Genomic DNA, 14,988 nt, shown 5'->3' on the forward strand with positions numbered 1-14,988 from the left:
GATTATTACTAGAGACGTAATGAAAAATGACCTTTAACTTGAAATTGAATGTTGTCTTTTTTTACATCTGCTACAAACCAATAATCATTTGCTGGCATTAAGTTTCCATTATAAAAGCCATCCCAGCCTTTATCATCTGAATCTAAGGTTGTAAGCAATTTTCCATAGCGATCATAAATATAAACGACGGTTCCCGTTAAGGTCTCAACTCCAGTAATATGCCAGGTGTCAAAATAAGAATCATTATTTGGTGTAAAGAATTTTGGTGCGTCAATAACAACAATTTCCTTAGAGACTTCTGAACAACCATTTAAATCAATAATTGTGATCGTATGATAGCCTAAGCTTACATTCAAAAACACGTTAGAAGATTGAGGTTCTTCATCATCTAACTGATATAGGTAATTACCAATACCACTAATTGTTACAGTAATATTATTAGGATCAGAAAAGTCGACAGTCTCAGTTATCTCAATGGTCGCTGCTTCAGATTCTGATACAGAAAATACACGAGTAGTTAAACAACCATTTGGTGTGGTTACTGTAACAGAGTAGGTGCCAATTTGATTGATTTCTATCTCAGGGGTTGTAGCTCCTGTTGACCATAAATAGAGATCTCCAAGGTTGTTAGTATTTGCGCTTACAACTAAAGGTAGGTTGTCTAAACATATGACTTGATCTTCAATATCAACAACAGGTTTTTCAAATATTATTGTATTGAATTGTGTAATACTATAGCATCCTGTATTAATATTCTCAACTCTCGCATATATGGTTTCATTAGTTATAGCTTCATAAATAGGACCTATTGGATCAACCCCTTCTTCAGCTAAAATATCATCAATGTAGTAGCTTACAACAAAGATAGTCGGGTTTTGTCCGTCTAAAATTTGAGTATTTTGTTCATCTAAGTTAAAACCTAAAATACCATCAAAATCATCATCACAGGCTTCCATATCGCTAGGCTGATTAGCAATTGGTAATGGATTTACCTGTAGATTAAATTCATAAATAATAAAGCATGATGTTGTAGTAAATTCAGCACGAGCAAAGAGAGTGTCATTAGTTGTTTGATATGTATAAGTCGTATTTAATGCATTTTCTTGATTTCTGGCATCATTTTCAGAACTGTAATAAGAAACTTGGACATCATTTGTTTCAACCAATAATGTGGCATTTATATCAGTTAACTCTATAGTGTCTGTATCGTTGTCACATACTTCATAAGTCTCAAAATCATTAATCGCTGGTGGAAGATTTACATGTAGTTCTAATGGAATAGATACAAAGCAATCTGAAACGGTATTTGTAATTCTAATAAAAACGGTTTGCGGATTGGAAAGATTGCTATAATTACTTGGATCTACAATTGCATTTGTGTTGTTTTCTAAATTTTCAATAGTTTCAAAATATGTTACTGTAATGTCATCCTGTCTCACATCAAGAATATCAAATTCGGCTTGAGTTAAATCAAAAACGACTATACCATCGTAATTATCATCACACATTGTAATCGGTAAAGCAGGGTTAGTTTCTGGAGACTGAATAATATTTAGCTCAAAACTTACTATAGAATTACAAATTGTTCCATTATCTATAACCGCAAAAATTTGTTGTGGATTTACTGTGTTTTCATATTGTAGAGGTAAGGCATTCGTTAAATTTTCGGCATCTGAGAGCGTCGTATAGAATGTAATATCTAAAGTTTCATTTATGCCTTCTGAAATTTCCTGAACTTTTACATTTAGGTCAAAAGATTCACTGCCGTCATTAGAAATATCATCACAAACAAACCAATCTATAGGTGTGTTAAATACGGGATTTGTGCCAACTTCTATAATGAAAGGTGCAGTGCCATAGCATTCAGCATCAGTTATATTTTGAACCCTGGCAACAATCGTTTGTGGGTTGGAGGTATTTTGAAATGCAACAGTTTTATCTATAGCATTTGTATTGTTGTCGGCATCAGTTTGGTTTAAAAAGTAGAATACTTCTTTCCCAGTTTGGCCATTTAAGATTTCGATGTCTTTAGTTTCAAAAAAGAAATCGCCAAAGCCATCACTAGCATCCTCACAGATTTTATAATTTGAAATTGCTATAAAATCTGGTAAAGTGTTTACGATAATTTCTAAGCTTTCGGTTGAGTAACAACCTGTAGTCGTGTTTTCTATACGTATAAAAAGGGTTTCAGTGCTAGCAGGATATGTGACTGTATTAGTTATAGCGTTGCTATCATTATTAGCATCGTCTAGTGTATTATGAAATGTTACCGTTCTATTTGTAGTATCACTTAAAACTTCTGAAATTTTAGCATCCAAGTTTAAAATCGAAATACCATCTTGATCGTCGTCACAGATGATAACATTTGTGGGTGGATTTGATAGAGGCGCTGGTAATATTTCAATCTCAAACGCATTAATATCTGCACATGATGTAGCATTTTCAGAGATTCTGGTATAAAAAGTTTGAGGATTTGATGTATTAGTATACAATGTTGGTAATGCATTACTACCAGTGTTAGCATCATCTTCTGAAGTGTAATATGTCACCGAAAAATTTGCAGGTTGGTTATTTGTAACTAGTATATCAAAACTACTTAAATCTATTACTGTAAATCCATCTTGGTCTTCATCACAAACCGTTTGATCGTCTATTGGATCAAATTCAACGATTGGATCTATACGTAAGTCAAATTGAGCAACTTCTTGACATGTAGGGCTTGTAAGTGTTATGTATATGGTTTGCGGATTAGATGTTGGTACAAAAGGGACATCAGTATCTATAGGGTTTACTTGGTTGTCTCTGTCCTCTTCAGATGTATAATACTCAATATCAATAGTATAATCCATAACTGCTTCTACATCATCTTTGATAGTTATAGTGATGCTATTAAAGTCAAACTCTTCAATACCATCATTTTGGTCATCGCAGAGTCCAAAATCTCTAATATTTGTTCCTGTTAATAGTAAGTTAGTATGGATTTCAATAGGTGTCGTTGATGCGCAACCTGTAGAGGCATCTTCAACCCTAATAAAAATAATTTGCATGTTGCTGTCAAGGTTTGCATAATTAGTTTCATTAGCAATTGGATTAATACCTAAATCGGCATCTTCTTGTGTTTCATGGAAGGTTATAGTAACGCCAGTCAAGCCTTCTAAAACATCATCAATAATAGAAGTTAAATCAAATGTATCAAATCCATCATGATCAGAATCACAGGCATCGATATAATGATTTTCTCTGTTAATTACAGGATTGTTTAAAACCTCAATATCTAACAAAGTAGTATTAGAACATCCAGTATTAGTATTTGTAATATTAACAAATACGGTTTCTGTAGTATTAGTATTTACATAAGGTAAAGCAATAGCATTTATTCCAGCATCTGCATCTGCTTGAGTTGTATGATAGGTAACTTCGTAATCAAAATTACCATTGGTAATCTCATCATCTTTTTGAGATAAATCAATGGTTGTAAATCCATCGGCAGTATCATCATCACAAACTAATAGAGGTGAAGGGTCGATAATTGTTGGTAATGGGTTTACAATTAAATCAAAATTTTGAAATGCCAAACAGCCATTTGCTGTATCAACAATTCTAACAAATATGGTTTGTGGATTTGATGTATTCTGAAATGTGCCAGACACATTATTGGTTCCGTTTTGGGCGTCGTTAGCTGTTAAATGGTAGGTGATAGTGTAACTCGACGATGGAACAGAAGCTAGTACATCGGCATCTTTAGATGATAAGTCGAATAGTTCAGTGTCGTTTCCACTTAAGTCATCGCAAAGTTCGTAATCTGAAATTGGTTCAGCAGATTGTGTTGAACTTAAAGTAACTGTAATCGTATCTTCTATGGTACATGTAGAGCCTGCTAATGGAATAGCAACTTCAACACGATAATTTCCAGATTGTGTGACATTTAATGTTGGTTCTGTTGCTCCTGCAATTATAGTATCATTTAAAAACCATGAATACGTAGCTTGCGAATTGTCTATATTTCCGTCTAAAGTTACAGCGTCAGCACAAGTTTGAATATCTGGACCTAAATCTACGGTTGAATTAAAACTATTTCCTTCAATGAATACAGCAGAATCATAATTTCTATCGGTTTGATCTGCAATTACTAATTTAATATGATATTGAACATTTGGTTGTATTGTTGCACTTGCGGTCATCACAGTTGTGCGTCCATTGTAATTGGTATCGCCAACATTGTATCCATCAAAATACTGACTGTTGGATGCATCACAAAATCCAACAATCTCATCGTGGATGGTATTAGTGTTTACTGGAGTAGAGGTGCCAGGGATTACAGCGATATTAGTATATGGATTATTTGTTCCAGCCTCTTTAATCAAAAATGCAAAGCCATCTGAGTATTCACATGGAAAGTTTCCAAAATATTCTTCAGACGCTAGAATATAGTTGAACTGAATTTGGTTAGCAACGGAGATAAAGTCAAACTCAATTGATGTTGCATTTAGTGTCCCAGTAATGCCAAGAGCTGTTTCTAGATCTGGATCGGTTAACCAATTAGGTTGCCCTTCATTTAAAACTTCTGTATTTAATGTATTACCACCAGAAATCGCATTTCCAGTAGATAACATAATACCATTTTCAAAAGGGAAATTAGAACCTGCACGTTCAAAATAGGCAAAACTATTAAAACCATTAACTTGACCGTTAAATTGCGATTCAATATTAGATATTTCTACACAACCTTGAATAAGGTTATTTTCTATGAGTTGTTGTTCTGTAAATGAGTTGTTGATACTAATTTGCTGTGCACTAATTGTACAGCATAAAAGACATGCCAAAAGGCTGAGGGATTTATTAATTAACGTCATTTGTAAGCGGTTAAGTTACGAAATCAATTGTGTTTAGTTTGGGACTATCGACTAGTATTGAGTTCTATTGGATGGAAAAGTAAATGGAATTAAGACGAAATACAAAAAAAGACGATGAAATACATTAAAATTTAACATTTCAAACAGTTTATCTCATGTTTAGATAAAATTATAGTCGATTGGTGGTGTGATAAATATTTTATAGATATTTACAACATAAATTAAACCCAAATGAGATTTACTTCACTTTTAATTGCCTTGCTTTTTTTTCCTTACGTTTTACTATCACAAATTGAATACCCTGAAACGCCTTTAAAACCAAAGCTAGATATCTATCATAATGTTGAGGTTGAAGATAGTTATCAATGGTTAGAAAATCAAGAATCTAAAATGGTTAGAAGATGGGTTAAGAATCAAAATAAAGTTTCGTTAAAATACCTAAAAAAACAAGCAAAAAAAGTCAATTCAGTTGAACAAATGAATAGATACATGTTCCGAAAAATTGGAGGGTATGCAGGTAGGCTTATTAATGAAGTCTCAGATGACAAGGTGTATTATAATTATTTCTATAATAGTAACAACTCAACTCCATCCTTATATTTCAAGAAGGGTAAAGATGGAGATTATAGCATATTAGTCAATACAGCTAATATATCTTCTAGGGATGAGGTGGAAATAACAAATTATAAGCCTTCCAATGATGATCAATATGTTGCATATCAATATAATAGAAATGGAAGCGATTGGAAAGAATTAAGAGTGGTGAAAGTCCAGAAAAGACGATTCTATAAAGAAATACTTAAACATACTAAAACAGATAAAATTTTATGGCTAAGAGAAGGGTTCTTCTATGAAAAATATCCATTCGATTCTCTTCGTGCAAAAACTAAGAAGCCATCAATTATGTATCATAAATTAGATACAAGTCAATCTGAAGATATTCTTATTTTTAAATCTAGAAAAGAAAGTGAGTTTGTTAATATATATGGAGCAAAAGACGGATCATTTTTTCTAATTAAAAAGGAAAATATTGAAACAAAAAAATACAGTTATTTCTACTTAGATTATAATGACTATGATTTAAGATTTAAACCGTTTCTAATGAATATAGATTATAATTTAAATGGATTTGAGTTTTACGATAAGGATATCTATGCAACCACAACAATAGGTGAAGGACGGAGACTAATTTCAATTCCAAAAAATAACCCTTATAAATTCAAATTAGTATCACCATATTATGATGACGCTGTGTTGGTGAATTATGAAGTTTTAAATGAGAAAATTGTCAATTTATTCACTTCATCTTCGGGGAATTTATTCTCAGTTGTAGATAAAAACGGTAATTTAATTAAAGAAATTACTACTCCAGCTGGTTTATTTGTTAGTAGTATGGGATATAATAAGACCTATGAGCAGTTCTTTTTTTATCTTGGATCATACACAATACCCGGAGTGTTGTACACATTAAATTTAGATACGTATACCTATGACATATCTCAGAAAACATCTGTAAATTTTGATCCAAAAGGATATAAGTTTATCCAAGATAAGTTCACGTCTGAAGATGGTACTGAAGTTCCAATATATATTGTTTACAAGGATTTTCTGCCAAAAGACTCAAATACTCCTTTTCTAATGACAGCTTATGGTGGTTATGGAAATATCACTTCTCCTAGCTATAATCCTGGAGTAGTTTATTTTATTGAAAATGGTGGTGCTTTTGCTTATGTAGATATTAGAGGAGGAGGTTCTTTGGGTAAGGTTTGGGAAGATGGTGGTAAACGAATTAACAAGAAAAATGGTATTAACGATTTTATTGCTGCGGCAGAATATTTAATAAATAAAAACTATACAGAGCCCAAGAAAATAGCTGTTAGAGGCACGTCTCATGGAGGATTAATAGTTGCGGCATCTGCTATAAAACGTCCCGATCTTTTCGGAGCAGTTTCTGTTAACGTTGGAGTCTTAGATATGTTACGATTTGAAAACTTTACGGTTGGAGCAACAACCACAAATATCTCTGAATTTGGTACTGTAACTGATAGTTTAGATTTTAAAAATTTATATTCTTATTCTCCATATCACAATATTGATAATTCAGTAAATTATCCATCAATGCTAGTGACTACAGGTGCAAACGACACTAGAGTGCCTTCGTTTCACTCTTTTAAATTTACGGCTAAGTTGCAAAACAACCCTGTACAAACTCATCCAGTTCTGTTGTGGACTCAAAAAAAGACTGGGCATTTTGGCGCAAAAAACAAGGATGATAAGTTAGAGGAAAATGCTTATGTATATGGTTTTCTGTTATCAGAATTGCTTAATGATAATCAATAATTCACATAAACCCAACCTACCATAGCTTCGTATTGTGGGTCGTTTGGATTGAGCACATAAAAGTAGGTGCCTACAGGAACAAGATTTCCGTGATTATTAATACCTCTGTTAATAAGACCATACCATTTTTTATCATTATTGCCTTCAAAAATAAGCGTGCCATAACGATTGAAAATTTTGAGTTCATGGTCTTCGAAAATATCATACAAGCCTTGAATATCAAAAGCGTCGTTTTTTCCATCGCCATTTGGGGAAAATCCTTGTGGAACATAAGGAGGACAATTTTCTACCGATAATTCAAAAGCGTAAATATCATAACAAGGCGGATTTTCAATTCTAGCATAAATAATAATAGGATTAGAACTATTGTTATAATTTTCCGGATTTATAATTTCATTTTGATTGGCTTCTAAATCTGTAAGTGTTTCATAAAACTCAACTTCAACATCAAATGTAAGTTGAGTTTGTATATATTCTGTTAAATTAAATTTTGCAGAATTAAAACCTTCATTACATGTTGTTTGACTTGGTAGATTCTGAATAGGAGGTACCACTAACAACTCTATAAGTTCTTGAGTGATATTATTGTTTTCATTGGTTTCTATAATGATACCATTACCGCTTCCATCATCATCTACCACTATAGTGAGTAAAAAGATATCTGCAATCGAATTAGGGAGCGATATTGTAATAGTGCTCATTTCCGAAGCTCCAATAGGAATATCATTTTGTGTTTGACTTTGACCAATCAAAACACCATCTCCATAAAATGCTACAGGCGTATTTGAGGGTAAAGGATCTGTACTATTTGTATTAAAAACTGTGTAGTCAATATCTATTGTCCTATCCCCACAATTAACATTAAAGTTATCTAGTGTAATTGTAGCATCTGGTAGCTGACTATTTAATACTGTTACAATATTATTGATAATAATTAAATCGGCACGAAACACACCAAATTCATCGGTGTCGCCTGTAGTCATTTTAATAGTTGCACTCGTGTCTCCAATAGCAATATTGTCTTGTATGTCATACACATCTAAATCACAATTATAAAATACGTTAGAGTTAGCAAATGTATTGGTGCCATTAAAGGCGTTGTCACTTAGATTTAGAGGAGGATTAGATAACACATTGTCATTTATAGATAAACTTTCACCATAGTTTAAACTATTATCTCCTTCCCATGCTAAAAAACCAATTTTTGCACCAACATTATCAATCACATTAAGATTATCAATAATAATAGTTTTCTCTTGATTGTTTCTGTTAATAATTTCTAGACCTTGGTAAAGGTTAAGTTGATTTAAAGGTAAAGAGCTGTCTTCATAAATGACATAAATACTCCAACCGGCAAAGTTTGTTCTGTTACTACAATATTCAGGTTGATTAGTAAGGTCATTAGTGATATCAAGATTGGAAAATTCATAGGTTGTATTACCTTCTGAAATTATAATATCGGTAATATCTGCATAGCAAGAAAAGTAGGTAAGGGTGTCGCTTAAAGGTTCGGTATAATCTACTAAATAAGTGTCTATAGCTTCAATTGGAATTCCGTTTAATGCCACTGAAGTATCACCTGTTCCTGATCCTGCCCAATATAAATATGCGGCAACAACACTAGTGCTTCCAGATAAAATAAGATTTGCACTAGAAGATTCTAAAGGAAAACAAAAACTTTGATCGAGATTATTTTCAAAAGGGTTCAGTGTATTTCCTATAGCTGTATAATCAAAGCGTCCATTAAATTGTTGAAATAATTCTATGTCTTGAGCAAATGAGGTAGTGCCCAACACCATGCAAAAAAGTATGTATTTGAAACACCTCATTAATAGCGTTTTTTAGATCATTTTTTCTTATCGTTTCAAAGAGAAATGCCCTTTGCGTGTTCGTCCATCTTGTAAAGTGACTACAAACCAATAATCACTTGATGGCATATCAAAGCCGTTAAATGTTCCATCCCAACCTGGACCTAAAGGATTTACTTCAACAAGTAATTTTCCATAACGGTCAAAAATTAAAATTTGAGAGTTAGGTTGAAAATCAGAAGAAATCCCTTTGACTTGCCAAAAGTCATTCGCTGTATCTCCATTTGGAGTAAAAAACTTTGGAAACCCTATAACAGATACAAGTTCATCAACAATGCCACAATCATTTTCTATATCTCTAACATACACTGTATGAAAGCCAAAACTTACATTATCGAAAACATTGCTTTCTTGGTATGGACCATTTGGGTTATCTAACGCAAATTCATAGACACCTTCTCCAGATACAAAAACACTAATGCTATTATTTGATGTGGCATCGGTTACTTCAACATTTGTAATGGCTGCTGTACCAGAAGGTAGGACATTGATAGTTCTATCTTTAAAACAACCATCTGTTGAGGTTACTCTTACTGTATATGTACCAGGTTCATTAATTTCAATTTCAAATTCATCTTCACCAGTAGACCAGTCATAGTAATAATTATTAGGAGTGTCATCAATTAATCCGCCTGTAAGAGTAATGGTTTGTGGAAATTCATTTAAGCAATAATAAAGTGTGTCTTCAATAATAATATTAGGTAGTTCAAACACTGTTAGTTGAACTTCGCTTATTCCGTAGCAAGCATTCATATTTTCTACACGAGCATATATGGTTTGGCTATACGGAATACTATTTGTGTAATTGGTATCTAGAGGATTATCTTCAAGCAACGCCTCTTCATAGGTTTCATAAAAAACAACGTTTAAATCTGCAGGTAATCCAAAGAGTATAGCATTAAGTGTATTATTTAGATTAAAGTTATAAAAGCCGTCTTCAGTACCATCATCATCACAAGCTTCTATACTCGTATTGTTGGAAGCAGTTGTACTAGCTTCTAAGGTAATTTCAGCAATATTTGTACATCCATTGATTGTGTCAGTAACTAAAGCATAAATAATGTGTGGATTAAAATAATTATCAAAGGCGTCGGCATTAATTTCATTTTCGTCATTTTCTAAATCAGAAAGAGATACGTAAAAATTAATCGTTCTATTGGTTGCACCACCAGTAATATCATCAAAAACTTGATTGAGGTCGAAGGTGGTAAAACCTTCTGGGATGCCATCTTCATCACACTGAACAATAGTTGTATTATTTGCTTCAGGTATTGGAATTACTTCTAAATTAATGGGGACAATACCAAAACAATCGTTTGTAATGTCTTCAACTCGTACAAATATTTGTTGACTGCCTGATGTTGTATTTTGGTATGTCGATGAAATAGGGTTACTGTTTGCTATAGCATCATTTTCATTAAGATGAAAAGAATAGGTTATATTATCTGGGTTTAACCCATTTAAAATTTCTGGTATTTTTTCTTCTAAATCAAAAGTGCTTAAACCATTAGTAATATCACCATCATCATCACTATCACAATTGATGAAATCTGAGGGCTCTATAATATCTAACCCTGTTATTTCCAAAACAAAAGGTGTTGTGATAAAGCATCGGGATACGGTATTTTCCATCCGAGCGTAGATGGTCTGAGGATTACTAATATTTACATATGGACTTGTAAGTGCGTTACCACCAGTTGCAGCATCTTCTGGAGAACTATGATATGTTACAACTGTGCTCGTTTGAGAGCCAATAAGTGTATCGCTATTGGCTTCTAAATTGAAAAGTCCAATATCATCATTAAATGGAGCAAAATTATCACACTGACTAAAATTAAGGGCATCTCCAATGGAGGCTTGACTTTCTGGAGCTTCAGGGAATTCAGCTGTGCCTGTCCATTCTAAACTAAAAGGGCTATTACCAATAGGTCTGTCTATAAGAATATAGTAAGTTTCTCCTGTTTGCACAGTGATTTCACTTACAAAACTATTACCATCTGCACCAGGCCCTTCAGAAACATCAGTTTCTTCAGAATTCATTCCAGTTAAGTTATTACCTTGATTGGCATTACCTGGATTTGTTGTAGAACACCTTATAGCTTGTCCGAGGGTTGCGCAAGAATCTGTAGGACCAAATACCGAAAAATCATAATCTTCGCTTATAGCTGTACTTTCAGGAGTCAACACAAAACCTAGTGTACCGCCTTGTTCAAAAGTAAGTCTAAACCAAATAGTATTGTTTTCGACCATACTACAAGCATTTGAGAAGCTCTCCGCAACACCAACACCATTAACGTCTAAATCTATATTAGAATTTCCGCAAATTTGAATCGCGTTCACACAATCATTAGCATCTTGAGCTTGTACAGGAATTAAACTCAAAAGACAACATAGAAAAACACTTATATATTTAGTCATAGTCATATTATCGTTTTAATGCAAAATGACTTTTAAAGGTGCGTCCATCTTGTAAAGTGACTACAAACCAGTAATCACTAGAAGGCATATTAAAACCATTAAATGTTCCATCCCAACCAGGACCTAGAGGGTCTAATTCAACTAGTAATTTTCCATAACGATCAAAAATCAAAATTTGAGAATCAGGTTGAAAATCGCTAGAGATTCCTTTAACTTGCCAATATTCATTAATGGTATCACCATTAGGTGTGAAAAATTTTGGGAAACCAATTACAGAAACAATCTCTTCAACCGTTCCACAATCATTTTCTATATCTCTAACATACACTGTATGAAAGCCAAAATTTACATTTTCAAAAACATTGCTCTCTTGATATGGTCCATTTAGGTCATCCAGAGCGTATTCATAGATGCCTTCACCAGTAACAAATACGGTTATGCTATTATTAGAAGTAGCATCGGTAATTTCAATATCAGTAAATGTGGCAATGTCAGAAGGTAGTACATTGATAGTTCTGTCTTTAAAACAACCATCTGTTGAGGTTACTCTTACTGTATATGTACCAGGTTCATTAATTTCAATTTCAAATTCATCTTCACCAGTAGACCAGTCATAGTAATAATTATTAGGAGTGTCATCAATTAATCCGCCTGTAAGTGTAATGGTTTGTGGAAATTCATTTAAGCAATAATAAAGTGTGTCTTCAATAATAATATTAGGAAGTTCAAATACTGTTAGTTGAACTTCGCTTATTCCGTAGCAAGCATTCATATTTTCTACACGAGCATATATGGTTTGGCTATACGGAATACTATTTGTGTAATTGGTGTCTAGAGGATTATCTTCAAGCAACGCCTCTTCATAGGTTTCATAAAAAACAACATTTAAATCTGCAGGTAATCCAAAGAGTATAGCATCAAGCGTATTATTTAGATTAAAGTTATAAAAGCCGTCTTCAGTGCCATCATCATCACAGGCTTCTAATATAGTATTATTGGAAGCAGTTGTACTAGCTTCAAGAGTAATTTCAGCTATGTTAGTACAACCAGTTTCGGTGTTGGTAACTAAAGCATAAATAATGTGTGGATTAAAATAATTATCAAAGGCGTCGGCATTAATTTCATCTTCGTCATTTTCTAAATCTGAAAGTGATACATAAAAATTAATGGTTCTATTGGTTGCACCACCAGTAATATCATCAAAAACTTGATTGAGGTCGAAGGTTGTAAAACCTTCTGGGATACCATCTTCATCACACTGAACAATAGTTGTATCATTTGCTTCAGGTGCATTATTGATGTTTAACAAGAATGAATCAGTAGAATAGCAATCAGTATTTGCATTATTTTCTATACGCACAAAAATTTCTTCAGTATTTGCAGTTGTATTTGTATATATATTAGGGTGTTCATTTGTATTATCATCTGCATCTTGTTGTGTTGGGTGGAACGTAATCGTGTATAAGGTGTCATCCTGACTTCCTAGAATGCCGGCATTAAGTTCATCTAAAGTTAGGGTTGTTAGACCATCCATGCTATCGGACGTAAAATCTGTATCACAAACGGTAATATCGTTTAAAGATTCAATAATAGGAGTTATAAATACTGTTACTACAAAAGATGTTGTGGCATAACAGTTGGGGTTGTCATTATTATCTACACGTGCGTAGATAGTTTGTGGAGTCTCAGTGTTAGTGAAATCGCCAGTAATTTCATTTTCATTTAAATCTGCATCGTCTAGAGATGTATAGTAATGCACAGTATATTGATTTGGGTCTTGGCCATCTAAAATATCTGCGTTTTGAATTGTTAAATCAAAACTAGATACGCCAGAGGGGTCGCACACAACAATAGGGTTAGGTTGTGTTGCCGTAGGAATATCAAATATGCCAACAACAGCTTCACCTTCAATAGGGCATTCACCATTATTAGGCTCAATAAATACTTCATAAAAACCAGGTTCATCAACAAAGAGTTCGAAAGTATCTTCAGATAAAAGGACATCATCTTTAGTCCAAGTATAAGTTCCTCCAGGAACATTTTCAGCAATTAAGGTATAACTATCTCCAGTACATAACTTAAGTTCTGTGGTGCTTATGCCGTTTTGAATAATATCAATTTGTGAGTTGAAAAGAGATTGAATAAAAGGAGGTAGGCCAATAGTACTTGTGTTTTGATTATTGCCATTAATATCTAGTAATACACCATTTTCATTATAGTCTACAGCTGAACCTGTAGCTTCAGGGTTATTAATAATGCCAATATAATCTGCAGAATCTGCATTTTGAAAGCTAATTTGTGCACGATAAATACGTTTGTCTAATCCAAGCTGTAAAGCACCTGCGCTTAGTACGCTTGAAGTATGAATAAGTTCTAAAGATGCAGGAATATCGCTGCTTTCTAAATCCCATTGGTAAATACTGCTAGCGCCATTTCCATTAATTCCTGAGCCAATAGAGGCGTATACTTTTCTGTTTTCTGACGAAAACTCAACGCCATAAGGACTATCTCCATTTTCGGGTCCATAAAGTTCTACAGAATTAGATACAACACCAGTGTCATTATCAAAATCTAATAAATAAACACCACCAGCTGCATTACCACCTTCAGTTAAAGCAAACCCAAAATGAGCCACAGCTAGTTTAGTCCCATCAGGTGACGCTTTAATATATCCTAATGAATTTCTTCTGTATCCTGATATTGAAACTTCAGGGCCTACAGTTGAGATAACTGGAGTTGGATCAACTCCAGTAACACTTACTTTAAACGCATAAAACCGATTTACAAAATGTGTGATAACCCAAAACGAAGAGCAATCATCAGCTTTTACTGCTGTGATTTTTTCAGAACATTTATAGGCTTCCTCTTCAGGAATTGAAGCATCATATGTAACTAATGGAATATTTTTTTCAGTGTCTACTACATCTCCTAATCCACCATCTAAGGTCATATCAACTAAGGAATAAGCGAATCCATTATTAAAACCATCGTCTTGTCCAGGTACAGTTCCGCCACTATCATAGTTCCCCGTAAACTGATTTGGAAATACACTTGCATTATTGTGATGTGGCTCATCAACTGTAAAAATATAATATTGCGTTGGGTCTTGTGGTTTGGGAACAATTAATCCTGAAGAGGTACTTGAAGGGTCTCCTAGTAGACCAGTACCTCCGAAGTAATCGCCATTTTGCATGATTACATGGTTTCTATTCCAAACCGTTCTTCCATCAGTATAAAATAATAAATCTCCTTCAGTGTCAGAGATTGAAGTACAGCCTTCTAAGGTGTTAATTTGTCCATCGGTTATAGCAGTCACTGTTCCAGAAGCAGCATCAAACTGTAAACCAGCATTTCTACCAAAATACCAATAGGAAGCTTCTTGTTGTGCAAAAGTGAGGGTAACAAAAAGCAACGTAATAATTAATACAACGGATTTCTTTTTCATGTAATATAAGCAATTAGCTTAGGTGTACTATTATAACAGCAGCATAGCTGAAAGACCTACCCTA

Annotated in this window: 5 protein-coding genes; 1 reads left to right on the forward strand and 4 read right to left on the reverse strand. The window is 33.6% G+C overall.

From position 1 onward, the window contains the following. Nucleotides 1-8: 8 nt before the first annotated feature. On the reverse strand, nt 9-4,853 hold the full coding sequence (locus tag ACTU6T_RS12140) for a choice-of-anchor L domain-containing protein (protein WP_460218464.1): 4,845 nt from the start codon (nt 4,851-4,853) through the stop codon (nt 9-11). A gap of 231 nt (nt 4,854-5,084) precedes the next feature. Here ACTU6T_RS12140 and ACTU6T_RS12145 point away from each other — a divergent pair, with 231 nt between their 5' ends. Further along, nucleotides 5,085-7,193 carry a prolyl oligopeptidase family serine peptidase gene (locus tag ACTU6T_RS12145; RefSeq protein WP_460218465.1) on the forward strand — a complete coding sequence of 703 codons (2,109 nt, stop codon included), beginning with the start codon at nt 5,085-5,087 and terminating at the stop codon, nt 7,191-7,193. On the opposite strand, the gene ACTU6T_RS12150 is transcribed toward ACTU6T_RS12145, so the two are convergent. The 3 genes from ACTU6T_RS12150 to ACTU6T_RS12160 are packed head-to-tail and all read right to left on the reverse strand — an operon-like array spanning nt 7,187 to nt 14,924. Continuing rightward, the gene (locus ACTU6T_RS12150; RefSeq protein WP_460218466.1) at nt 7,187-8,992 is read right to left on the reverse strand and encodes a gliding motility-associated C-terminal domain-containing protein; all 1,806 of its coding nucleotides are present in this window, start codon (nt 8,990-8,992) and stop codon (nt 7,187-7,189) included. The genes ACTU6T_RS12145 and ACTU6T_RS12150 overlap by 7 nt on opposite strands. A gap of 57 nt (nt 8,993-9,049) precedes the next feature. Next, nucleotides 9,050-11,479 carry a T9SS type B sorting domain-containing protein gene (locus tag ACTU6T_RS12155; RefSeq protein WP_460218467.1) on the reverse strand — a complete coding sequence of 810 codons (2,430 nt, stop codon included), beginning with the start codon at nt 11,477-11,479 and terminating at the stop codon, nt 9,050-9,052. Between the two features lie 7 nt (nt 11,480-11,486). Next, nucleotides 11,487-14,924 (reverse strand): T9SS type B sorting domain-containing protein, encoded by a 3,438-nt coding sequence (locus ACTU6T_RS12160; protein ID WP_460218468.1) that lies wholly within the window; start codon nt 14,922-14,924, stop codon nt 11,487-11,489. Nucleotides 14,925-14,988: the final 64 nt, after the last annotated feature.

It is taken from the genome of Psychroserpens citreus (assembly GCF_055686305.1).

Coding starts and splice junctions, on each gene's coding strand:
- ACTU6T_RS12140 (WP_460218464.1), bottom strand. CDS start 4,853: ATGACGTTAATTAATAAATCCCTCAGCCTTTTGGCATGTCTTTTATGC.
- ACTU6T_RS12150 (WP_460218466.1), bottom strand. CDS start 8,992: ATGGTGTTGGGCACTACCTCATTTGCTCAAGACATAGAATTATTTCAA.
- ACTU6T_RS12160 (WP_460218468.1), bottom strand. CDS start 14,924: ATGAAAAAGAAATCCGTTGTATTAATTATTACGTTGCTTTTTGTTACC.
- ACTU6T_RS12145 (WP_460218465.1), top strand. CDS start 5,085: ATGAGATTTACTTCACTTTTAATTGCCTTGCTTTTTTTTCCTTACGTT.
- ACTU6T_RS12155 (WP_460218467.1), bottom strand. CDS start 11,479: ATGACTAAATATATAAGTGTTTTTCTATGTTGTCTTTTGAGTTTAATT.